The sequence below is a fragment of the Pseudomonas sp. B21-019 genome (genome assembly GCF_024749225.1).
Lineage (GTDB): Bacteria > Pseudomonadota > Gammaproteobacteria > Pseudomonadales > Pseudomonadaceae > Aquipseudomonas.
In genome coordinates this window covers 5,724,344-5,746,633 of the sequence record NZ_CP087193.1, presented here as the reverse complement: position 1 = coordinate 5,746,633, position 22,290 = coordinate 5,724,344, and the positions used below count along the sequence as shown (strand labels likewise).

Here is a 22,290-nt window from a genome sequence, read left to right as displayed (position 1 = left end):
ACGAAGCGGAACGCGGGGCGTAGCTGATAGAACTCAGTCTAGGCCAAGTATCGGGTAGTAAACCAGAGTGGCGTCCTACCCGATAGCGCTCATCGCCTGTCAGTCGGTGGCAGGCTTTTGTAGGACTTGTTCGCTGAGCTTGTCGGCCAGGCGTACGAAGGCGGCCAGGTCGAGCTGCTCGGGGCGCAGGCTGCCATCGACGCCGGCGGCTTCGATTTCAGCATTGCTCAGCAATAGTTTCAGTGTGTTGCGCAGGGTCTTGCGGCGCTGGTTGAAAGCTTCGCGCACGACGCGCTCCAGCAGGCGATGATCCTTGGCCGGGTGCGGCAGTACCGCGTGGGGCACCAGGCGTACGATCGCGGAGTCGACTTTCGGCGGAGGATTGAACGCGCCCGGGCCGACGTTGAACAGATGCTCGACCCGGCAATGGTACTGAACCATGATCGACAGCCGACCCCAGTCACCGCCACCAGGACCCGCCGCCAGACGCTCGACCACTTCTTTTTGCAGCATGAAGTGCATGTCGCGAATCAGATTGGCGTTGTGCAACAGGTGAAAAATCAGCGGCGTAGAGATGTTGTACGGCAGGTTGCCGACCACTCGCAGGCTGTTTGGCGCGGCGTTCAGGCTGTTGAAGTCAAACTTCAGCGCGTCGCCCTGATGCAGGTTGAAGTTGCTCTTGCCAGCGAACTGCTGGTTGAGGATCGGGATCAGGTCCTTGTCCAGCTCCACGACGTCGAGTTGGGCGCCGCTGTTGAGCAGGCCCGCGGTCAATGCACCCTGGCCCGGACCGATTTCCAGCAGGCGGTCTTCAGGTTTGGCGTGAATGGAGCGCAGGATGCGGTCGATAACGCCGGCATCGTGCAGGAAGTTCTGGCCGAAGCGCTTGCGCGCCCGGTGTTGGTAATGCTCGGTCATAAACGGGTCTCGGCCATCTGGTAGGCGGTTTCCAGGGCGACTTGCAGGCTGCCGGTATCGATGTTGCCGCTGCCGGCCAGGTCCAGGGCGGTGCCGTGGTCGACCGATGTGCGGATGATCGGCAAGCCGAGGGTCACGTTGACTGCCGCGCCGAAGCCTTTGTATTTCAGCACGGGCAAGCCCTGGTCGTGGTACATCGCCAGCACCGCGTCGCAGTGCTCCAGATATTTGGGGGTAAACAGAGTGTCGGCGGGCAGGGGGCCGCGAAGGTCCATGCCCTCGCCGCGCAGGCGCTCTAATGTAGGTTCGATGATGTCGATTTCTTCGTGGCCCAGATGACCGCCTTCGCCGGCGTGCGGGTTAAGCCCGCAAACCAGGATGCGTGGCTGGGTGATGCCGAACTTTTCTTTCAGGTCGGTGTGCAGAATCCGTGTGACCCGCTCCAGCCGCTCCGGCGTGATTGCGTCGGCAATTTCGCGAAGGGGCAGGTGAGTGGTGACCAGCGCCACGCGCAAGCCGCGGGTGGCGAGCATCATCACCACTTGTGCGGTGTGGGTCAGGTCAGCGAGAAATTCCGTGTGCCCGGAAAAGGCGATCCCGGATTCATTGATCACGCCCTTGTGCACCGGGGCGGTGATCATGCCGGCGAAATGCCCGTCAAGGCAGCCTTGCCCGGCGCGGGTCAGGGTTTCCAGAACGAAGGCCGCATTGGCCTTGTCCAGTTGCCCGGCGGTGACCTTGGCGTTGAGAGGCGTATCCCACACATACAGGCTGTTGGCCGGTGCAGGAACATCCGGCCAACTGTCCGGTGTGACCGGCAGCAGATCGACAACCACGCCCAGCTGCGCGGCCCGCTCGATGAGCAGGTCGCGGCTGGTGATGGCAATCAAGGGATGTGGCTGAGCTTGCGAGGCGAGCAGCAGGCACAGGTCGGGACCTATGCCGGCTGGTTCGCCGGGGGTCAGCGCGAAACGCTTGGGTTTCACTGCGCTGCCTGGTCTGCACCAGGGAGTTTGATTTCTACGTACGCTTCGTCACGGATCTGACGCAGCCAGGTTTGCAGCTCTTCGTCGTATTTGCGGTTACGCAGTACGGTCATCGCTTGCTGCTCACGGGCCTGGACGGTGCTGTCGGTGGCGCGGCGGCCAAGGACTTCCAGTACGTGCCAGCCATATTGGGTCTTGAACGGCTTGGACAGCTGACCTTGCGGGGTCTTGGCCATCACTTCGCGGAATTCAGGCACCAGCGCGTTCGGGTCGATCCAGTTCAGGTCACCACCGTTGAGGGCGGAACCCGGATCTTCGGAGAAGCTTTTCGCCAGCTCGCCGAAATCTTCGCCCGCTTCGATACGGGTATAGAGCGACTGAGCCAGGGCCTTGGTTTTTTCTTCGTCGCGGATCGGGCTCGGTTTGACCAGGATGTGCCGTACGTGTACTTCGTCACGCACCTGGGCTTCGCCGCCACGCTTGTCGAGGATCTTCAGGATAATGAAGCCGCCCGGGGTGCGCATTGGCTGGGTCACGTCGCCAACGGCCATGGTTCCGAGCAAACGATCGAACGGAGGTGGCAGTTGAGCGGCTTTACGCCAGCCCATGTCGCCGCCTTCCAGTGCGGTTTCGCTGGCGGATTTGGCGATTGCCAACTGACCGAAGTCAGCGCCTTGCTTGAGCTGTTGGTAAACCGCGTCGGCTTGTTTGGCCGCATTCTGAATTGCGTCGGAGTTGGCGCTTTCCGGCGTAGGAATCAGGATGTTGGCCAGACGGAACTCTTCGGACAGTTGCATCTTGCCCAGGTCGGACGCCAGGAAGTTCTTCACTTCCTGCTCGGACACCTGGATGCGCTCCGCCACACGGCGCTGACGCACACGGCTGATGATCATTTCGCGGCGGATCTGGTCACGGGCATCGTCATAAGACAGGCCGTCGCGAGCCAAAGCGGCGCGGAATTGTTCGATCGACATGTTGTTGCGCTGGGCAATGGTGCCGACAGCCTGGTTCAGTTCTTCATCGGTAATGCGAATGCCGGAACGTTCGCCGATCTGCAATTGCAGGTTTTCGACGATCAGACGCTCGAGCACTTGCTGATCCAGTACGCCGGTAGGCGGTACGGCAGCACCGCGTTTGGCGATGGTTTGCTGAACCTCGTGAACGCGCCGGTCCAGTTGGCTCTGCATGACCACGTCATTGTCGACGATAGCCACCACTTTATCGATGGACTGTACCGCGGCGTTGGCCGCGGTACCCAGGAACAGCGCGCCCAGCATCAGCGGGCGCAGACAATCAGAAAGCTTGGTCTTCACGTTCACGATAACCTTGGATGCCTTTGTCGAGGAAACTCTCTACTTTGGCGCCGGTGAGGCCGCCGAGTCCCTTCAGAACAATTTGGAGGAAGACGCCGTGGTCGCCTTTTTCGTTTTGTGGAGCTTCCTGACTGAATTCGTCATAGGAAACCCAGTAACGGTTGATCAGGCGTAGTTTCCAGCAGCAGTTGTCGTACTCGAAACCACCAAAGGCTTCCAGGGTACGGTTGCGGTTGTAGTCATACTGCCAGCGGCTGATGGCGTTCCATTGCGGCACGATCGGCCAGATCACCGAGAAGTCGTGCTGTTTGATCTTGTAGTAGTCCTTCACGTAGCCAGGTTGGCCCGGGGTGCCGTAATCGCCACCGCCCACCGACCATTTACCAGTGTTCTGGTCATAACGGATCTGGTCATTGCGATAGCGATAACCGGCGTTGATGACCTTGTTCGGGTTGTCTTCAGGCTGGTAGTGGAACATCGCGCTGCCCGAGCGAGGGCTGCGGCTGTCCGGGTCCCAGTTGTAGTCTGCCGTGGTGCGCCAGTCGCGGTTCCAGCGGTATTCGTATTCCAGTGCATATGGCGAAACGTTGGCTTGAGCATCAGCGCGGGTTTTTGCATCGATACCTGGCAACTGGACTTCGCGGTCCTTGAAGTACAAGGCTTGGCCAACGCTGATGCGTTGACGTTCGAAACCATTGTCTTCGATCCAGCGGTTGGTCACGCCCAGCGACAGTTTGTTCTCGTCGCCGACGCGGTCGGAGCCGGAGAAGCGGTTGTCGCGGAACAGCGAGGCATAGTTGAAGGTGTATTCGCCGGTGTCGAATACTGGAATATCCTTCTGGTCTTCCTCAGGTACATAGAGGTAGAACAGGCGCGGTTCGAGGGTCTGGCGATAATTCTTGCCAAACCATTGGGTGTCGCGATCGAAATACAGGCCGCTGTCGATACTGACAATCGGCACGCCACGGTTCTGGTTGCTGCCGAAATGTCCATTGAGGTTTTCAGTCCCGGCTGCAGCTGCGGCTTGATCCTGGGCTACGATTTGGCTTTTGCCAGTACCGTCCAGATCCAGTTGGTACTGGGTGTATTGGTACTTGAGCGAAGGCTTCAGGAAACCATAGGTCCAGTTCAACGGCAGGCTGACAGCCGGTTTGAGATTCAAGCGGTCGCCGTTGGCACGTGCCAGGCCGGTCACGTTGTTATCAAGACGTGATGCAACCGTGCCGTCTTGGTTTACGAAGTCACCGCTCTTCAGATCCCGGTCAAATCGAACGATCTCTGTCTCGTAATCGAAGTTCAAACCTTCCGGATGATACGGCAGCTGACCATTAAAGGTGATCTGCGGCAAACGATCATACGGCGTGATGTTCGAAACGGTCGCCAGCTGATAGGCCTGGGCGTTCAAGCGAGCGGTGTAGCTGTCGCCACGATAGGTGACAGAGCCCTGCTGGTTCACGTAGTCAGCGCTTTTCACGCCAATCTGGTCAGTCTGCAGATCCTGGAAGTAATACGGATCGCTGATCTTGGTGTAGTCGACTTGCGTAAAGACGCGCGAGTCGAGGCCACCCTTGTGCTGCCAGTTGTACATGTAGCGGGTTTTTTCGTAGTCGGTCTGCTTGCTGCGCTCAGTATCTTCGTCGTTGAGGTACGCGGCGCCGAACTGACCTTCGCTGGACTTGGTCAGGTAACGGAATTCGCCTTCCATCAACAGGCCGCGCTTGCTCATGTAGCGCGGGTACAACGTGGCGTCGTAGTTTGGCGCCAGGTTGAAGTAGTACGGGGTGACCAGCATGAAGCCGGTATCGCTGCCTGTGCCGATGGTCGGCGGCAGGAAGCCGGACTGGCGACGGTCGTCGATCGGGAAATAGATGTACGGCGTGTACAGAACCGGAATGTCCTTGACCCGCAGCGTCACGTTGGTCGCGGTACCGAAACCGGTGGCCGGGTTCAAGGTGATGTTGTTGCCCTTGAGCTGCCAGGCATTGCTGTTCGGTTCGCATGTGGTGTACGTACCGTCCTTGAGACGGATGATCGCGTTCTCGGCACGTTTGGCGTACAGCGCGTTACCGCGGATGCGCGACTTGTGCATCACGTATTCGGCGTTGTCGACCTTGGCTTCACCGGTGTCGAGCTGCACGTCGGCGTGGTCGCCGACGATCAGTGCGCCATTGTCGCGAATGCGCACGTTGCCGGCCAGTTCGCCACGGCTCTCGGCCTGGTACAGGTTCGCTTCGTCGGCTTCGACCTGCATGCTGCCCTGACGCATGACCACGTCACCGGCCAGGGTCGCGACTTGCTCTTCCTGCTTATAGCGGGAGGCCTTGGCGCCGATAAAGGTTGGAGCGTCGCTTTTATTCGTCTTGTCATTCATGCCAGGACGAATCGGTTCGATATAGGAACCAGAGCAGTAAGGACCGGTTTCGGCCAATTGCGCTGCAGTGAGCTTCTCGCGCGGAACCCAGTCGAGGTGGCTGTAGTCTTCACTACGCGACTTCAGGCCGCGGCCCTTGGACTCGGTAACCAGCACAGGCTTGGCGCCGGTGTCTTCGCTGGAGGCGGTGCCTGCCGGGGCTTCGCCAGTGGCGGAGACTGCGCTGCCCTCATGCACGGGGCGCGGCGGCAATGCAGCGGCCGGTGATTTTGGCGCACAGTCCCAGGCACCCGAAGCAGAGACTGAGCAGTCATACTGTTCCGCGGCGACCACGAACGACGTGGCCAGGGGTTGCAGGGCCAGCAGACTGCCGGTAACCAACAACGGAAATTTTTTACGAAACGCGGGGGATTTCAATGCCATCTTATTAGTCCGGGCTTCCTGCGTGCCATCTGCCCGCGGTGTGGGCCGCACGCCTCTCGATGGTCTGAAAAAGATGTCGGATAATAAAGCATGACCCGCTTGACGGCTAGCGCCGTCGGAGACCCTTGCAATGCCTGACCAAGATGTACGCTTGCAACACCTGAAAGTTTGGCTCGATGAACAGTTGGCTATCCTCTTTGCAGAACAAGGTTGGGGCGCCGTGCCCCCGGCCACGTTGACCGCGGCCAGTAGCGACGCGAGTTTTCGGCGCTATTTCCGCTGGGAAGGCGCAGGCAGAAGTTTCGTCGTGATGGATGCGCCACCGCCCCAGGAAAACTGCAAACCCTTCGTGGATATCGCTTTTCTGCTGGCGAAATCCGGCATAAACGTGCCGAAAATTTATGCTGAAGACCTTGAACGCGGTTTTCTTTTGCTCAATGACCTGGGCAACAAGACGTACCTGGACGTGATCGACAGCGAAAACGCCGATGATTTGTTCAAGGATGCCCTGCAAGCGTTGTTGGCTTTCCAGCAGTTGCCGATGGTGGCGCCGCTACCGAGTTATGACGTCGCGTTGCTGCGTCGCGAGCTCGAACTGTTCCCCGAGTGGTACGTGAAGCGCGAACTGGGTATCGAGTTCGATGCTGCGCAGCAGGTGCTCTGGCAGCAGGTCAGCGACCTGCTGATCGACAGCGCCCTGGCTCAGCCCAAAGTCCTGGTACATCGCGACTACATGCCGCGCAATTTGATGCGCAGCGAGCCGAATCCCGGCGTGCTGGATTTCCAGGACGCGGTCTACGGACCAGTGACTTATGACGTGACCTGCCTGTTCAAGGACGCCTTCCTCAGCTGGCCTGAAGAACGCGTGCGCGGCTGGCTGGAAGATTACTGGCAGCAAGCCGGTGCGCTCGACATCCCGGTTCAGCCGGACTTTGAAGACTTTCTGCGCGCCAGCGACCTGATGGGCGTGCAGCGTCACTTGAAAGTCATCGGTATCTTCGCCCGCATCTGCCATCGCGACGGCAAGCCACGCTATCTCGGCGATGTGCCGCGTTTCTTTGCTTATATAGACGCGGTCATTGCCCGTCGCCCTGAACTGGCTGAGCTGGATGTGTTGCTGGCCAGTCTGCGTGCTGGAGTGAAGGCATGAAGGCAATGATTCTGGCGGCGGGTAAAGGCGAGCGCATGCGTCCGCTGACCCTGACCACGCCAAAACCGCTGGTTCGCGCCGGCGGAGCACCCTTGATCGAGTATCACCTGCACGCGCTGGCGGCGGCAGGGTTTACCGAGATCGTGATCAACCATGCCTGGCTCGGTCAGCAGATCGAAGATTATCTGGGCGATGGCTCGAAATATGGCGTGAGCATTCAGTATTCGCCGGAAGGTGAACCGCTGGAAACCGGTGGTGGTATTTTCCGCGCGTTGCCGTTGTTGGGTGATGAGGCTTTTGTGGTGGTCAATGGCGACATCTGGACCGACTACGACTTCAGCGTGTTGCACCAGCCCATCGTCGGGCTCGCCCATTTGATCCTGGCGGACAACCCGGTACATCACCCGAACGGGGATTTCACCCTGGTCGATGGCCATGTGCAGGACGGTCAGCCGGATACCTCAACCCTGACCTACAGCGGCATCGCCGTGCTGCACCCGCAGCTGTTTGACGGTTGCTCGGCCGGGGCCTTCAAGCTTGCGCCATTGTTGCGCAAAGCCATGGCCGATGGACAAGTGACGGGCGAGCGCCTGAATGGACATTGGGTGGATGTCGGCACTCACGAGCGCCTGGCTGAAGTAGAAACCTTGATAGAAGCGAGACGCTGACATGTTGTGGCCAGGGACTCTGATTGGAGCCGGAGTGGGCTTTGCCATAGCCAGCATTCCGGGGGCCATGCTCGGTGCTTTGTTGGGACAGGCGTTGGATCGGCGCTTGCACCTGCAGAGCTGGGCGCATTTATGGGAAAAATTCGGTGGCCGCTCGGTGCTGCGCAACGATGAACTGCTGTTCGTGTTGCTGGGCCGATTGGCCAAGAGTGATGGGCGGGTAGTGGATGGCCACATCCAGCAGGCACGGCAGGAAATGCGTGCGCTGGAGATGACCGAGTCGGCGCAACGTCGGGCGATAGCGGCGTTCAACCGCGGCAAGTCGGGGCACGATCGGTTGCGTGGTTATCTGCGACGCTTGAGTGCTCAGCCCTATGCCGCGGAAGGCGTGTTGCGTGCCTGTTGGCGGATGGTCTGGGCCGATGGTCGCGCCGGTAGCAGCGAGCGCGAACTGATTGCCCAGTGGGGCAAATGGTTGGGCTGGACGCCGCAACAGGTGCAGGCACTGGCGAGCGACTATGAGCCGAAGCGACCATTGGTCAGCAGCGCGATTACGTATCAGGACGCCTTGCGGCTCTTGGGAGTGTCGGCGACCAGCGAGCCGGCACAGATCAAACGCGCCTATCGACGCCTGCTCAGTCGCCATCATCCGGACAAGATTGCCGGCAGCGGTGCGACGGCGTTGCAGGTTCGTGAGGCGACGGACAAGACTCGTGAATTGCACAACGCCTACACGTTGATTCGTGAACGGCGGGACTTTCGATAGCAGGGCAGAGTTGTGTCGCCCGCGAATGGGGCGACGCGATCCATCAGTCCGCCGCAGGCTGCGGATTCAACCATCCCCGCACCCGGCGAACCAACTGCTCTTGCTCAGCCTTGGCATTGCCCGGCAGTGCCTTGAGCGAGACCTGGCTGAACGCCGATGTCTTCAAGCGTTTATTGGCCTGCAAGCGTTCCAGTGCCGCGTTGCGATCCAGTGGTTTGTCCATATAGAAGATGTCGGCAGTCGGCAGCTTGATCGTCGGTGTCAACTCGGCAAGCTCAGGCTTCGCCGTAACAGGCGTCTGGGCGGCGACCATCACGAACTTCTCGACTTGCGATGGCTGCTTCTCGCTCAGATAGCGCGCGGCCCAGTAAGCGCCGGTGCCATGCCCCAGCACGACGACTTTTCGAGCGCTTTGCTGTTCGGCATAAGCGATGGCCGCGTCGATGCGAGCGAAGATTCGCTCGGCGTCGGCTTTGGCGTGTTCTTCGGTGGTTTCGGCGATAGCCTTGTCGGCCACCTCCGCTTCGCCGCCGGCGGCCTGTTCGATGGGCGCCGCGGTGGTCGAGTCTTTGCTGCCGGTATCAGGCGCTTTGGGGGCGGGCGCCACTTCGATGATACGTGGCGCAATGGCTTCGCTTTGCAGATCCGGCAAGGTGATACTCAGGCTGCTCCACTCGGCGTCCGGCAATTGGCGGCGCAATGGGCTGATTGCTTGCGGCCAGTCAACGGTTTCACCGGCACCCGGGATGATAATCACCGCACCTTTGGGCTCGGCGGTATTGGCCGGTTTCCACAAGGCGAGAAAGCTGTCGGAACCGGCTTGCAGTTGTTGCTGTTCCTGCGCCGGGATTTTTCGCTCAAGTGCCGTCGCTTCTTCCTGACTACGCTCAAGCAGCGGCTGGCGTTCGACCGGTTTTTCTTCGGCGGTTTTTTCCGCAGTGGCAGATGCCGGGTCGGCCGCCTCGACGGAAAAGGCGCACGGCAGGATCAACGACAGGCACAATGCTGGCAGTGCCAGGCGGTAGACAGGGGGCATCGGATATTCCAGGCCAGAAGTTATTCCGGCAGCCTAATGGGTTGGTCAGTATTTGTCAGTGTGTGAGACTTCGATGATGCATTTTCGCTGCCTGTGGGTTATCGGCTGTTTGTGGTTTCCCTTGATGGGCTGGGCGGCTCCCGCGCCACCGGCGCACGTCGTGTCATTGTCTTCGGCGCAACAGCAATGGCTGGCGCAGCATGAAGAGTTGCGGGTCGGGGTGGTGTTGCAAGCGCCCTATGCCCAATACGATCGCCGCTTGCAGCGCCTGTCCGGGGTCAACATCGAGTTGATGAAGTGGCTGGCCAAGTCGCTCAAGGTCGAGCTGAGCTGGCGTAATTATCCTGATCTTGCGCAACTGGAAGCCGCCGCGCGCGAAGGCGATATCGATATCGCGCCGGGACTGACCCAGACTCCCGCCGGTTTACGACTCTGGCAATTTTCCGATCCGTACATGCGGGTGCCGCAACTGGTGGTCAGCGACCAGAAGAGCACCGGTGTGGTGGAGCTGGAAAAACTCGACAGTCAGACCCGCGTCGCCGTGCGCATGCCCAGCGTCACCGCGGATTTTTTGCGTAGCACCTATCCGCATCTGAACCTGCAAGGCGTGCCTTTGGAGCGCCAGGCGCTGCAACTGTTGTTGAGTCAGCAAGCCGGTTACGCGGTGGTCGATGAAGCGCAATTCGGGCGTCTGGCTGCAGAGCCTGAGTTCGCCGGGCTGGCCGTGGTGGGCGACATCGGTTTCCCGCAACTGTTGCGAGTGGCCACGCGTCGGGACTGGCCGGAGTTGGCCGGCATCGTCGAAAACGCGCTGCGCGCGATACCGGCCAAAGACCTCGAGCGACTGCACGATCAATGGCTGCAACCCAAGTACCCGCGGCTGTCCGATTCACCGGTTTTCTGGAAAAACCTCTGTCTGCTGTTGCTGGTGTTATTGCTGAGCAGCATGGCCATTGTGTACTGGCAGCGTCGTCAGCAACACAGTCTGGAGCAACGTTTGCTGGCGGCGCGCGAAGACATTGCCCTGCGCGAGGCCAGCGAAGAAGCCTTGCGCCTCACGCAGTTCTCCATCGATCAAAGCACCGTCGGCATCCTTTGGGTCAACTGGGACAGCCATGTGCGCTACGCCAACCGTGCCGCCGAAAGTATGCTCGGCTATCCGGCGGGCGGGATCATTGATCGACCATTGATCGATTTCGAGCCCGGTTTGCACATGGACCGCTGGCTGAGTCTGTGGAAGCGCGCCCGGGCCAGTGAGGAAGGGCCGCTAAGTTTCGAAACCAATTGCGTGCGGGCCGATGGCAGTATTCTGCCGGCGGATGTTTCGTTGAGTTTCTTGCGGTTTCGTGAGGGCGAATACCTGGTGGTTTACCTCAACGACGTCACCGAGCGTCGTCGCGCCCTGGCCGCCTTGCAGGAAAGCGAAGCGCGGCTGCAAGGCATCGCCGCCAACGTCCCCGGACTGGTCTTTCGTCTGGAGCGCGCACCAGTAACCGGGCAGATCGACTTTGCCTACATCAGTGAAGGCAGCGAGAGCCTGGTGGGGTACTCGCCGGCCACCCTGGCCCATCGGGACAAAGGCCTGCGCAGCCTGGTGCATCCGGATGACAAGGCCAGTTATCACCAGACTCAGGACCATGCGCTGGACACCGACAGCGACTGGTCGTGGCAGGGGCGGATTCTGACTCGTCAGGGCGAACAGCGCTGGGCCGAGATCAAGGCCATTACCCGCCGACTGGAAGACGGCGCCTATGTCTGGGACGGGATTGTCTGGGACATCACCGAGAGCAAGCGCATCGAGCTGGAGCTGGCCAGCTCCCGTGAGCAGTTGCGCGAGTTGTCTGCGCACCTGGAGAGCGTGAGGGAAGAGGAGAAGGCGCGGATTGCCCGGGAAGTTCACGACGAGCTGGGGCAGATGTTGACTGTGTTGAAGCTGGAAACGTCCATGTGCGAACTGGCTTATGCGCAGCTCGACCCTGGCCTGCACGAGCGCTTGAACAGCATGAAGCGTTTGATCGCGCAGCTGTTTCAACTGGTGCGTGATGTGGCCACGGCGCTGCGGCCACCGATTCTCGATGCCGGGATCGCCTCGGCCATCGAGTGGCAGGCCCGACGGTTCGAGGCACGCACCCATATTCCGTGTCTGGTACAAGTGCCGGATAACTTGCCGGTGCTCAGCGATGCCAAGGCCATCGGCCTGTTCCGCATCCTTCAGGAAGCGCTGACCAATGTCATGCGTCACGCCAAGGCGCATACTGTTGAACTGACGCTGGCCCTTGAGGGCGATGAGCTTTGTCTGACTGTCAGCGATGATGGCGTAGGATTTGTCGCCGCGCCTGGCAGGCCGACATCCTTTGGCGTGGTCGGCATGCGTGAGCGGGTGTTGATCATGGGCGGGCAATTGTCGCTTGAGAGTGAGCCGGGGGAGGGCACGACACTGACGGTGCGAGTGCCGCTGGATGAAGCCTGATGGTTTTGTGTTGTTTGAGCTGGCGCCTTTGCAGGCAAGCCCGCGATAGATCCTGGTTCTGACATAAGAAGAATGGAGAAGAACGTGATCCGTGTATTGGTAGCCGAAGACCACACCATCGTTCGCGAAGGCATCAAGCAATTGATCGGCCTGGCCAAGGACTTGCTGGTGGTCGGGGAGGCGAGCAATGGCGAGCAGTTGCTCGATACCTTGCGCCATGTTCCCTGCGAAGTGGTGTTGCTGGACATCTCCATGCCCGGGGTCAACGGCCTGGAAGCGATCCCGCGGATTCGCGCCTTGAACAATCCGCCGGCGATTCTGGTGCTGTCGATGCACGACGAAGCGCAGATGGCCGCTCGGGCGTTGAAGGTCGGCGCTGCGGGTTACGCGACCAAGGACAGCGATCCGGCATTGTTGCTGACGGCGATTCGCAAGGTCGCGGCGGGCGGGCGCTACATCGATCCAGACCTGGCCGACCGCATGGTTTTCGAGGTTGGCCTGACCGATACACGGCCGTTGCATTCGTTGCTGTCGGAGCGTGAATTCTCGGTATTCGAACGCCTGGCCCAGGGCGCCAACGTCAACGACATCGCCCAGCAACTGGCCTTGAGCAGCAAAACCATCAGTACCCACAAGGCGCGGCTGATGCAGAAGCTCAACATCACCTCCCTGGCCGAACTGGTGAAGTACGCGATGGAACACAAACTCCTCTGAAGCAGTACGCGATCACCCGTAGGAGCTGCCGCAGGCTGCGATCTTTTGATCTTGATCTTCGGCTATCTTGAAGCCGCCAAAAGATCGCAGCCTGCGGCAGCTCCTACAGGGACCGTAACGGCATGCCCAATTGCGACATGCCTTAAACACTGTTTTCGCCGGTTCTTGCGGCTTGCAGCTCACCGTCTGTCGCCATCAAGAATCGACATATCCATCCCCGCCATCCTTGTAGGGCAATCCCTACCCCCAACCTTCCATCCGGCTGAGGCGATTCTCTCCTGCGCCCCGATTTGCGCGGCTCCCAGCGTCCACTAGGCTTAGTCCACAGCAGTCATCAATAACAAAGGTGTGGGTATGAGCCAGGTTGATTCAAGTGCAGGGGCCAGCGATATTCTGGTCAGCTTTCGTGGAGTGCAAAAGAGCTACGACGGCGAGAACCTGATTGTCAAAGACCTCAACCTGGAAATTCGCAAAGGCGAATTCCTGACCTTGCTCGGGCCGTCCGGTTCCGGCAAAACCACCAGTCTGATGATGCTCGCCGGCTTCGAAACGCCGACCGCCGGGGAGATTCAACTGGCCGGGCGTTCCATCAACAACGTGCCACCGCACAAGCGCGACATCGGCATGGTGTTCCAGAACTACGCGTTGTTTCCGCACATGACCGTGTCCGAGAACCTGGCGTTCCCGCTGACCGTGCGCGGCTTGAACAAAAGCGACGTCAGTGACCGGGTCAAGCGTGTGCTGAGCATGGTTCAGCTCGACACCTTCGCCCAGCGCTATCCGGCACAACTGTCCGGCGGTCAGCAGCAGCGTGTGGCCCTGGCTCGCGCCCTGGTGTTCGAACCGCAACTGGTGCTGATGGACGAACCGCTCGGCGCACTGGACAAACAACTGCGTGAACACATGCAGATGGAAATCAAACACCTGCACCAGCGCCTCGGCGTGACCGTGGTCTACGTGACCCACGACCAGGGCGAAGCCCTGACCATGTCCGACCGTGTCGCCGTGTTCCACCAGGGCGAGATCCAGCAGATCGCGCCACCGCGCACGCTCTATGAAGAGCCGAAAAATACTTTCGTCGCCAACTTCATCGGCGAGAACAACCGCCTCAACGGCCGCTTGCACAGCCATACCGGTGATCGCTGCGTGGTCGAGCTCGGTCGCGGTGAAAAGGTTGAAGCACTGGCGGTCAACGTCGGCAAGACCGGCGAACCCGTCACGCTGTCGATTCGTCCGGAGCGCGTGAGCCTCAATGGCTCGAGCGAGTCCTGTGTCAACCGCTTCTCGGGAAGGGTGGCGGAATTCATCTATCTGGGCGACCACGTCCGGGTTCGCCTGGAAGTCTGCGGCAAGACCGACTTCTTCGTGAAACAACCGATTGCCGAGCTCGATCCTGCGCTGGCTGTCGGCGACGTGGTACCGCTTGGCTGGCAGGTCGAACACGTTCGCGCGCTCGACCCACTTCTAGAGGCGCATTGATCGCCCCCTGCTTCACCAACACCAACCCTGCACGTGGAGAGAACAATAAATGTTGAGATCCCTGAAATTCACCGCCCTGGTCGTCGGCATGATCGGCGCGGCGCACGCGATGGCGGCTGGCCCGGACCTGACCGTGGTGTCCTTTGGCGGGGCGAACAAGGCGGCGCAGGTCAAAGCCTTCTACGCACCATGGGAAGCGGCGGGCCACGGCAAAATCGTCGCTGGCGAATACAACGGCGAAATGGCCAAGGTCAAAGCCATGGTCGACACCAAGAGCGTGTCCTGGGACCTGGTGGAAGTTGAATCGCCGGAACTGTCCCGTGGTTGCGACGAAGACATGTTCGAGCAACTCGATCCGAAGCTGTTCGGCAAGTCTGAAGACTACGTCAAAGGCGCTATCCAGCCTTGCGGCGTGGGCTTCTTCGTGTGGTCGACCGTGCTGGCCTACAACGCTGACAAGCTGAAAACCGCTCCGACCAGTTGGGCTGATTTCTGGGACACCAAGAAATTCCCGGGCAAGCGCGGCCTGCGCAAAGGCGCCAAGTACACCCTGGAATTCGCACTGATGGCTGACGGCGTTGCGCCGAAAGACGTCTACAAAGTGCTGGCCGGCAAAGATGGCCAGGACCGCGCGTTCAAGAAACTCGATGAACTCAAGCCAAGCATCCAGTGGTGGGAAGCCGGCGCACAACCGCCGCAATACCTCGCCTCCGGTGACGTGGTCATGAGCTCGGCCTATAACGGCCGGATCGCCGCGGTACAAAAAGAAAGCAACCTGAAAGTGGTGTGGAACGGCGGCATCTACGACTTCGACGCATGGGCCATTCCAAAAGGTCTGGACAAGACCCGTGCCGAAGCTGCGAAGAAATTCATCGCCTTCTCGGTGCAGCCGCAACAGCAGAAGACCTACTCGGAAAACATCGCCTACGGCCCGGCCAACACCCAGGCTGTGCCGTTGCTGGCCAAGGATGTCCTGAAAGACATGCCGACCACCCCGGAAAACATCGCCAACCAGGTGCAGATCGACGTCAGCTTCTGGGCTGACAACGGCGAGCAACTGGAGCAGCGCTTCAATTCCTGGGCTGCGAAGTAACCAGAGGGCTAGCCCTCTTGTGAGGGCGAGCCTTTGTGGTGAGGGGGCTTGCCCCCGTTGGGTCGCGAAGCGGCCCTAAAACCTGCAACCGCGATGTATCAGGTACACCGGATGCATGGTTTCACGGCTGCTTCGCAGCCGAACGGGGGCAAGCCCCCTCGCCACAATTTCGCTCCCCCTTATCGATTGATCAAAGATTTCCGGAGTACGCCATGGCTATCGCCGTTCCCGTGAACGCGGGCACCGACCCCACCTTGAAGCAGCGGCTAAAGCACGCCGAGCGAATCAACCGCTGGAAAGCACAAGCCTTGATCGCGCCGTTGGTGCTGTTTCTGTTGCTGGTGTTCCTGGTGCCGATCGTGGCGCTGCTCTACAAAAGCGTCGGTAACCCGGAAGTGGTCGGCGTGATGCCGCGCACCGTGGCTGCCATTACCAGTTGGGATGGCCGAGGCCTGCCGGCAGAGCCTGTGTACAAGGCCGCCAGCGAAGACCTCGCCGAAGCCCGCAAGAATCAGACCTTGGGTGATTTGTCCAAGCGCTTGAACATGGAGTTGGCCGGCTACCGCAGCCTGCTGACCAAAACCGCGCGCGCCTTGCCGTTCGCCACGGAGCCTGCTTCATATAAAGAAGCGCTGGAAGGACTCGACGAGCGCTGGGGCGATCCGGCCTATTGGCAGGTGGTGCGCCGCAACACCAGTGGCGTGACGCCTTATTACCTGCTGGCCGCCGTCGACCACCGTATCGACGACCTCGGCGAACTGGCCCGGGCCACTCCCGATCAGGCGATCTACCTCGACATCTTTGCCCGTACGTTCTGGATGGGCCTGATCATCACCATGATCTGCCTGGTGCTTGCCTATCCGCTGGCCTACCTGCTGGCGAACCTGCCCTCGCGCCAAAGCAACCTGCTGATGATTCTGGTGCTGTTGCCGTTCTGGACCTCGATTCTGGTGCGGGTCGCGGCGTGGATCGTGTTGCTACAATCGGGCGGCTTGATCAACAGTGGCCTGATGGCCATGGGCGTCATCGATAAGCCGCTGGAGCTGGTGTTCAACCGCACCGGGGTCTACATCTCGATGGTGCACATCCTGCTGCCGTTCATGATTCTGCCGATCTACAGCGTGATGAAAGGTATCTCGCCGACTTACATGCGTGCGGCGATTTCCCTGGGCTGCCACCCGTTCGCCAGTTTCTGGCGGGTGTACTTCCCGCAGACCTATGCCGGTGTTGGCGCCGGTTGCCTGTTGGTGTTCATCCTCGCCATCGGCTACTACATCACCCCGGCGTTGCTGGGCAGCCCGAACGATCAGATGGTCAGTTACTTCGTCGCCTTCTACACCAACACCAGCATCAACTGGGGCATGGCGACCGCACTCGGTGGGCTGTTGCTGCTGGCGACCGTGGTGCTTTATCTGATTTACAGCTGGCTGGTGGGCGCCAGTCGCCTGCGCCTGAGCTAAGGAGAGAGTGAAATGCTGAGTCCTTATATGTCGCCCATCGAACGGGTGTGGTTCTACAGCTTGCGGATTCTCTGCGGCTTGATTTTGTTGTTCCTGATCTTGCCGGTGCTGGTGATCATTCCGCTGTCGTTCAACTCGGGGAGTTTTCTGGTCTACCCGCTGCAAGGCTTCTCGCTGCACTGGTATCAGGACTTCTTTGCCTCGGCGGAATGGATGCGTTCGTTGAAGAACAGCATGATCGTGGCTCCGGCAGCGACCGTGCTGGCGATGATCTTCGGTACGCTGGCGGCGATCGGCCTGACCCGTGGCGACTTCCCGGGCAAGGCGCTGGTGATGGCGCTGGTGATTTCGCCGATGGTGGTGCCGGTGGTGATCATTGGTGTGGCCAGTTACCTGACCTTCGCGCCACTGGGGTTCGGCAACAGCTATACCTCGTTGATCGTGGTGCACGCCGTGCTGGGCGTGCCGTTCGTGATCATCACGGTGTCGGCGACCTTGCAGGGGTTCAACCAGAACCTGGTGCGGGCCGCGGCCAGCCTGGGCGCTTCGCCGCTGACGACGTTCCGCCGGGTGACCTTGCCGTTGATTGCGCCGGGGGTGATTTCCGGTGCGCTGTTTGCCTTCGCTACCTCGTTCGATGAAGTGGTGGTGACGCTGTTCCTCGCCGGTCCCGAACAAGCGACCTTGCCTCGGCAGATGTTCAGCGGCATCCGCGAAAACCTCAGCCCGACGATCGCCGCTGCCGCGACGCTGCTGATCGCATTCTCGGTGATCCTGTTGCTGACCCTGGAATGGCTGCGTGGGCGCAGCGAAAAACTGCGTACCGCCCAAGCCTGACGCGGTCCTCTGTAGGAGCTGCCGAAGGCTGCGATCTTTTGATTTTCCAAAAGCAAAGTCAAAAGATCGCAGCCTTCGGCAGCTCCTACTGCAGACAAACCCCAATCCCCAGCTACTATTGTGCCCAGCTCCCCTATCTATAAGAGGCTGCGCACATGAGTCTTTCCTCTTTCAAAATCGCTCACAAACTGATCACCGGCGCAGGTGCCATCGAGCAACTGGCGGCCGAGCTCACACGTCTGGACATCGACAACCCGCTGATCGTCACCGATGCCGCGCTGGTCAAGTCCGGCACGGTGGAGCTGGCGCTGGCGCAGCTGGGCGAGCGCAGTTATGAGATTTTCGACCGGGTGTTGCCGGACCCGGAAATCGCCATCGTCGAAGATTGTATGCGGGTTTACCGTGAGGGTGGGCATGACGGGCTGATCGGCCTCGGCGGCGGCAGTGCCATCGATATCGCCAAGAGTGTTGCCGCCTATGCCGGTTATCACGGCGCGCTGGAGGATTTGTTCGGCATCGATCAGGTGCCGCGCAAAGGCCCGCCGCTGATCGCCATCCCGACCACCGCCGGCACCGGTTCGGAAGTGACCAACGTGGCCATCCTCTCAGACAAGGTCGCGCAGCTGAAGATGGGCATTATCAGCGATTACCTGTTGCCGGATGTGGCACTGGTCAGCCCGCAAATGACCCTGACCTGCCCACGCAGTGTCACCGCCGCCAGTGGCGTCGATGCGCTGGTGCACGCCATCGAGTCCTACCTGTCGCTCAACGCCTCGCCCATCACCGATGCCTTGGCCATTGGCGCGATCAAGCTGATTAGCAAGGCGCTGCCCAAGGCCTACGCCAATCCCTCCCACCTGCAAGCCCGCGAAGACATGGCCACCGCCAGCCTGATGGCCGGCATGGCGTTCGGCAATGCCGGGGTCGGCGCGGTGCATGCGTTGGCGTATCCGCTGGGCGGGCGTTTCAACATTGCCCATGGTGTCAGCAATGCCTTGCTGCTGCCGTATGTCATGACCTGGAACAAGATGGCCTGCGTGGAACGCATGCAGGATATTGCCGAGGCCATGGGGGTGAAGACCGCTCATCTGAGCGCCTATGAAGCGGCGGATAAAGCCGTGGAGGCGATGACCGAGCTGTGCGCCGCCGTGGAGATCCCGCGAGGTCTGCGCAGTTTCGGGGTACCCGAGGAGGCGATCCCCGCCATGGCCGTGGAAGCCGCCGGCACCGAACGCCTGATGCGCAACAATCCGCGTAAGTTGAGCGCCACCGATATCGAGAAGATCTACCGAGCGGCCTATTAGGACTTGCCCCAATCATCGCAGCACGGTGCGCGCGTCAAAGCATGAGGTATACAATGCGCGCCATCGTGATTCTGCTCAAAAAAGGTGCGTCATGCAGCCCTTCGTTATTGCTCCGTCGATTCTCTCCGCCGACTTCGCCCGCCTGGGCGAGGAAGTGGACAACGTCCTGGCCGCCGGCGCCGACTTCGTGCACTTCGATGTCATGGACAACCACTACGTGCCGAACCTGACCATCGGCCCGATGGTCTGCTCTGCGCTGCGCAAGTACGGTGTGACCGCGCCGATCGACGCGCACCTGATGGTCAGCCCGGTGGACCGCATCGTCGGTGACTTCATCGAAGCCGGTGCGACCTACATCACCTTCCACCCGGAAGCCACGCTGCACGTCGACCGTTCCCTGCAACTGATCCGCGAAGGCGGCTGCAAGGCGGGCCTGGTGTTCAACCCGGCGACTCCGCTGGACGTGCTCAAGTACGTGATGGACAAGGTCGACATGATCCTGCTGATGAGCGTCAACCCGGGCTTCGGCGGGCAGAAGTTCATTCCAGCCACCCTCGACAAGCTGCGTGAGGCGCGGGCACTGATCGATGCTTCCGGTCGTGACATTCGCCTGGAAATCGACGGTGGGGTGAACGTGAACAACATTCGCGAAATCGCCGCTGCCGGTGCCGATACTTTCGTGGCCGGCTCGGCGATCTTCAATGCGCCGAACTACCAGGAAGTGATTGAAAAAATGCGCTCCGAACTGGCGCTGGCTCGCCCATGAGCGGTTTTGAGCAGCTGTTCCCGGGGCGTTTGCCGCGGCTGGTGATGTTCGATCTGGATGGCACGCTGGTCGATTCGGTCCCTGACCTCGCAGCGGCTGTGGATAACATGCTGCTCAAACTCGGGCGTGACCCGGTCGGCATCGAACCGGTGCGTGAGTGGGTCGGCAACGGCGCGCCGGTGCTGGTGCGCCGTGCACTGGCCGGCGGCATCGATCATTCGTCGGTCGATGACGGCGAAGCCGAAGGTGCACTGCAGATTTTCATGGAGGCCTACGGTGAGGGGCATGAGCTGACCGTGGTCTATCCCGGTGTGCGCGACACCCTGAAATGGCTGAACAAGCAGGGCGTGGCGATGGCGCTGATTACCAACAAGCCGGAGCGCTTCGTCGCGCCGCTGCTGGATCAGATGAAAATCGGCCGTTACTTCAAATGGATTATCGGCGGCGACACCCTGCCACAACAGAAACCCGACCCGGCCGCGCTGTTTTTCGTGATGAAAATGGCCAACATTCCGGCGTCGCAATCGTTGTTCGTCGGCGACTCGCGCAGCGATGTGCTGGCGGCGAAAGCGGCGGGGGTCAAATGCGTGGCCCTCAGTTACGGTTATAACCACGGTCGACCGATTGCCGAAGAGTCGCCGGCGCTGGTGATCGATGATCTGCGCAAACTAATTCCCGGTTGCCTGGATCCGGCCGCTGAGATAACGTTGCCCGACGCTGTTCAACCCCCTGCTGGAAACGCCATCGTGGTGGTCACTCGCAAACTCTGGATGAAAGTCATCAAGGCCCTGGCCCGCTGGCGTTGGCGCGCCTGACTTGTTCCTGGCCGGCGTACCGGCGCGTTTGCATACCTGACCGTTAGACCCTCAAGCCACGAGGCACCTCATGATCCGCGAAGAATTCCTGCGTTTGGCCGCTGCCGGCTACAACCGCATCCCGCTTGCCTGCGAAACCCTGGCCGACTTCGACACGCCGCTGTCGATCTACCTGAAACTGGCCGACAAGCCGAACTCCTATTTGCTGGAGTCGGTGCAGGGCGGCGAGAAGTGGGGCCGTTATTCGATCATCGGCCTGCCGTGCCGCACTGTATTGCGGGTTCACGATCACCACGTCAGTGTGACCCACGACGGTGTCGAGATCGAAAGCCATGACGTTGAAGACCCGCTGGCTTTCGTCGAAGCCTTCAAGGCGCGCTACAACGTGCCAACCATTGCCGGTCTGCCGCGCTTCAACGGCGGTCTGGTGGGTTACTTCGGTTACGACTGCGTGCGTTATGTGGAGAAGCGTCTGGGTAAATGCCCGAACCCGGATCCGCTGGGCGTGCCGGACATTCTGCTGATGGTGTCCGATGCGGTGGTGGTGTTCGACAACCTCGCCGGCAAGATGCATGCGATTGTCCTGGCCGATCCGTCGCAGGAAGATGCCTTCGAACAAGGTCAGGCGCGTCTGCAAGCGCTGTTGGAACAACTCCGTCAGCCAATCACTCCGCGCCGTGGCCTGGACTTCAGCAAGCAGCAATCGGCCGATCCAGTGTTTCGTTCGAGTTTCACCCAGGACGATTACGAGAAAGCCGTCGACACCATCAAGGAATACATCCTGGCCGGTGACTGCATGCAGGTCGTGCCGTCCCAGCGCATGTCGATCGACTTCAAGGCTGCGCCTATCGATCTTTACCGGGCGCTGCGTTGCTTCAACCCGACGCCGTATATGTACTTCTTCAACTTCGGCGACTTCCACGTCGTCGGCAGTTCGCCGGAAGTGCTGGTGCGGGTCGAAGACAACCTGATCACCGTGCGCCCGATTGCTGGCACTCGCCCACGCGGGGCCAACGAAGAGGCGGACCTGGCGCTGGAAAAAGACCTGCTGTCGGACGACAAGGAAATCGCCGAGCACTTGATGCTGATCGATCTGGGCCGCAACGATACTGGGCGCGTCTCGGAAATCGGCTCGGTGAAGCTCACCGAGAAGATGGTCATCGAGCGTTATTCCAACGTGATGCACATCGTGTCTAACGTCACCGGCCAATTGAAGGCCGGGCTGACAGCGATGGACGCACTGCGGGCGATCCTGCCGGCCGGCACCTTGTCCGGCGCACCGAAGATTCGCGCGATGGAAATCATCGACGAGCTGGAACCGGTCAAGCGGGGCGTCTATGGCGGCGCGGTCGGTTACTTCGCCTGGAACGGCAACATGGACACCGCGATTGCGATTCGCACCGCCGTGATCAAGAACGGTGAACTGCATGTGCAGGCCGGTGGCGGCATCGTCGCCGACTCGGTACCGGCGCTGGAATGGGAAGAAACCCTGAACAAGCGTCGCGCGATGTTCCGCGCCGTGGCCCTGGCCGAACAAACCCCGGAAAACTGATCCACATAGAAAACGCGGTGCCTGCGAGGGCGCCGCGTTTTTTTATGCCTGTCATTCCCCTTTTAATCTTTTGATCTTGTGCTTCGGCCGCTCTCGACACCGCCAAAAAACTTCCAGCTTTTTGCCATCTGTCGCTAACCCTTCGATTGTTTCGCGAGCTGTCGCTCCG

The 22,290-nt window shown here is 60.3% G+C and carries 18 protein-coding genes; 13 read left to right on the top strand and 5 right to left on the bottom strand.

What is annotated here, in order from left to right; genetic code table 11:
• Nucleotides 1-99: 99 nt before the first annotated feature.
• Genes rsmA through LOY36_RS25875 form a run of 4 tightly spaced genes read right to left on the bottom strand, consistent with a single transcriptional unit; the run spans nt 100 to nt 6,011 of the window.
• Complete coding sequence (gene rsmA / locus LOY36_RS25890) at nt 100-918, bottom strand: 16S rRNA (adenine(1518)-N(6)/adenine(1519)-N(6))-dimethyltransferase RsmA (RefSeq protein WP_019650336.1); 819 nt, start codon at nt 916-918, stop codon at nt 100-102.
• Nucleotides 915-1,904: a 4-hydroxythreonine-4-phosphate dehydrogenase PdxA gene (pdxA, locus tag LOY36_RS25885; protein WP_258671321.1), complete on the bottom strand. Its 990-nt coding sequence runs from the start codon at nt 1,902-1,904 to the stop codon at nt 915-917. Before pdxA ends, rsmA begins: the two co-directional genes overlap by 4 nt.
• Nucleotides 1,901-3,217, bottom strand: a complete 1,317-nt coding sequence (gene surA / locus LOY36_RS25880) for a peptidylprolyl isomerase SurA (RefSeq protein ID WP_019650338.1) — start codon at nt 3,215-3,217, stop codon at nt 1,901-1,903. Before surA ends, pdxA begins: the two co-directional genes overlap by 4 nt.
• Nucleotides 3,198-6,011: an LPS-assembly protein LptD gene (locus LOY36_RS25875; RefSeq protein WP_258671316.1), complete on the bottom strand. Its 2,814-nt coding sequence runs from the start codon at nt 6,009-6,011 to the stop codon at nt 3,198-3,200. Before LOY36_RS25875 ends, surA begins: the two co-directional genes overlap by 20 nt.
• Nucleotides 6,012-6,141: 130 nt before the next feature.
• Here LOY36_RS25875 and LOY36_RS25870 point away from each other — a divergent pair, with 130 nt between their 5' ends.
• The 3 genes from LOY36_RS25870 to LOY36_RS25860 are packed head-to-tail and all read left to right on the top strand — an operon-like array spanning nt 6,142 to nt 8,595.
• Nucleotides 6,142-7,161: an aminoglycoside phosphotransferase family protein gene (locus LOY36_RS25870; RefSeq protein WP_258671314.1), complete on the top strand. Its 1,020-nt coding sequence runs from the start codon at nt 6,142-6,144 to the stop codon at nt 7,159-7,161.
• On the top strand, nt 7,158-7,829 hold the full coding sequence (murU, locus tag LOY36_RS25865; protein ID WP_258671311.1) for an N-acetylmuramate alpha-1-phosphate uridylyltransferase MurU: 672 nt from the start codon (nt 7,158-7,160) through the stop codon (nt 7,827-7,829). Before LOY36_RS25870 ends, murU begins: the two co-directional genes overlap by 4 nt.
• A 1-nt stretch (nt 7,830) precedes the next feature.
• Complete coding sequence (locus LOY36_RS25860) at nt 7,831-8,595, top strand: TerB family tellurite resistance protein (RefSeq protein ID WP_026345947.1); 765 nt, start codon at nt 7,831-7,833, stop codon at nt 8,593-8,595.
• A 43-nt stretch (nt 8,596-8,638) separates the two neighbouring features.
• Here LOY36_RS25860 and LOY36_RS25855 read toward each other — a convergent pair whose 3' ends face one another.
• On the bottom strand, nt 8,639-9,631 hold the full coding sequence (locus LOY36_RS25855; RefSeq protein WP_258671310.1) for an alpha/beta hydrolase family protein: 993 nt from the start codon (nt 9,629-9,631) through the stop codon (nt 8,639-8,641).
• A 73-nt stretch (nt 9,632-9,704) separates the two neighbouring features.
• Between LOY36_RS25855 and LOY36_RS25850 the strand changes: the two genes are divergently transcribed.
• From LOY36_RS25850 to trpE, 10 genes are all read left to right on the top strand, one after another.
• Nucleotides 9,705-12,101, top strand: a complete 2,397-nt coding sequence (locus tag LOY36_RS25850) for a PAS domain S-box protein (RefSeq protein WP_258671309.1) — start codon at nt 9,705-9,707, stop codon at nt 12,099-12,101.
• A gap of 72 nt (nt 12,102-12,173) precedes the next feature.
• On the top strand, nt 12,174-12,815 hold the full coding sequence (locus tag LOY36_RS25845; RefSeq protein ID WP_258671307.1) for a response regulator transcription factor: 642 nt from the start codon (nt 12,174-12,176) through the stop codon (nt 12,813-12,815).
• Nucleotides 12,816-13,169: 354 nt separating this feature from the next.
• Nucleotides 13,170-14,294 (top strand): ABC transporter ATP-binding protein, encoded by a 1,125-nt coding sequence (locus LOY36_RS25840; protein ID WP_018928861.1) that lies wholly within the window; start codon nt 13,170-13,172, stop codon nt 14,292-14,294.
• Between the two features lie 49 nt (nt 14,295-14,343).
• Complete coding sequence (locus LOY36_RS25835) at nt 14,344-15,387, top strand: ABC transporter substrate-binding protein (protein WP_019650345.1); 1,044 nt, start codon at nt 14,344-14,346, stop codon at nt 15,385-15,387.
• A gap of 212 nt (nt 15,388-15,599) precedes the next feature.
• Entirely contained in the window at nt 15,600-16,847 is a 1,248-nt protein-coding gene (locus LOY36_RS25830) for an ABC transporter permease (RefSeq protein ID WP_258671305.1), read from the top strand.
• Nucleotides 16,848-16,859: 12 nt separating this feature from the next.
• Nucleotides 16,860-17,684, top strand: coding sequence for an ABC transporter permease (locus tag LOY36_RS25825; RefSeq protein ID WP_018928864.1), 825 nt, complete (start codon nt 16,860-16,862; stop codon nt 17,682-17,684).
• Between the two features lie 155 nt (nt 17,685-17,839).
• Nucleotides 17,840-18,988, top strand: coding sequence for an iron-containing alcohol dehydrogenase (locus LOY36_RS25820; protein WP_258671304.1), 1,149 nt, complete (start codon nt 17,840-17,842; stop codon nt 18,986-18,988).
• Nucleotides 18,989-19,079: 91 nt separating this feature from the next.
• Nucleotides 19,080-19,754, top strand: a complete 675-nt coding sequence (gene rpe, locus LOY36_RS25815; RefSeq protein ID WP_007941649.1) for a ribulose-phosphate 3-epimerase — start codon at nt 19,080-19,082, stop codon at nt 19,752-19,754.
• Nucleotides 19,751-20,569, top strand: a complete 819-nt coding sequence (locus tag LOY36_RS25810) for a phosphoglycolate phosphatase (RefSeq protein WP_007941650.1) — start codon at nt 19,751-19,753, stop codon at nt 20,567-20,569. Before rpe ends, LOY36_RS25810 begins: the two co-directional genes overlap by 4 nt.
• Nucleotides 20,570-20,639: 70 nt before the next feature.
• Nucleotides 20,640-22,121, top strand: a complete 1,482-nt coding sequence (trpE, locus tag LOY36_RS25805) for an anthranilate synthase component I (RefSeq protein ID WP_258671302.1) — start codon at nt 20,640-20,642, stop codon at nt 22,119-22,121.
• Nucleotides 22,122-22,290: the final 169 nt, after the last annotated feature.

Bases quoted from the DNA above. Each gene is read 5' to 3' on its own strand.
- rsmA (WP_019650336.1), bottom strand. From the start codon at position 918: ATGACCGAGCATTACCAACACCGGGCGCGCAAGCGCTTCGGCCAGAAC.
- LOY36_RS25875 (WP_258671316.1), bottom strand. From the start codon at position 6,011: ATGGCATTGAAATCCCCCGCGTTTCGTAAAAAATTTCCGTTGTTGGTT.
- LOY36_RS25870 (WP_258671314.1), top strand. From the start codon at position 6,142: ATGCCTGACCAAGATGTACGCTTGCAACACCTGAAAGTTTGGCTCGAT.
- murU (WP_258671311.1), top strand. From the start codon at position 7,158: ATGAAGGCAATGATTCTGGCGGCGGGTAAAGGCGAGCGCATGCGTCCG.
- LOY36_RS25860 (WP_026345947.1), top strand. From the start codon at position 7,831: ATGTTGTGGCCAGGGACTCTGATTGGAGCCGGAGTGGGCTTTGCCATA.
- LOY36_RS25855 (WP_258671310.1), bottom strand. From the start codon at position 9,631: ATGCCCCCTGTCTACCGCCTGGCACTGCCAGCATTGTGCCTGTCGTTG.
- LOY36_RS25850 (WP_258671309.1), top strand. From the start codon at position 9,705: ATGATGCATTTTCGCTGCCTGTGGGTTATCGGCTGTTTGTGGTTTCCC.
- LOY36_RS25845 (WP_258671307.1), top strand. From the start codon at position 12,174: ATGGAGAAGAACGTGATCCGTGTATTGGTAGCCGAAGACCACACCATC.
- LOY36_RS25840 (WP_018928861.1), top strand. From the start codon at position 13,170: ATGAGCCAGGTTGATTCAAGTGCAGGGGCCAGCGATATTCTGGTCAGC.
- LOY36_RS25835 (WP_019650345.1), top strand. From the start codon at position 14,344: ATGTTGAGATCCCTGAAATTCACCGCCCTGGTCGTCGGCATGATCGGC.
- LOY36_RS25830 (WP_258671305.1), top strand. From the start codon at position 15,600: ATGGCTATCGCCGTTCCCGTGAACGCGGGCACCGACCCCACCTTGAAG.
- LOY36_RS25825 (WP_018928864.1), top strand. From the start codon at position 16,860: ATGCTGAGTCCTTATATGTCGCCCATCGAACGGGTGTGGTTCTACAGC.
- LOY36_RS25820 (WP_258671304.1), top strand. From the start codon at position 17,840: ATGAGTCTTTCCTCTTTCAAAATCGCTCACAAACTGATCACCGGCGCA.
- rpe (WP_007941649.1), top strand. From the start codon at position 19,080: ATGCAGCCCTTCGTTATTGCTCCGTCGATTCTCTCCGCCGACTTCGCC.
- LOY36_RS25810 (WP_007941650.1), top strand. From the start codon at position 19,751: ATGAGCGGTTTTGAGCAGCTGTTCCCGGGGCGTTTGCCGCGGCTGGTG.
- trpE (WP_258671302.1), top strand. From the start codon at position 20,640: ATGATCCGCGAAGAATTCCTGCGTTTGGCCGCTGCCGGCTACAACCGC.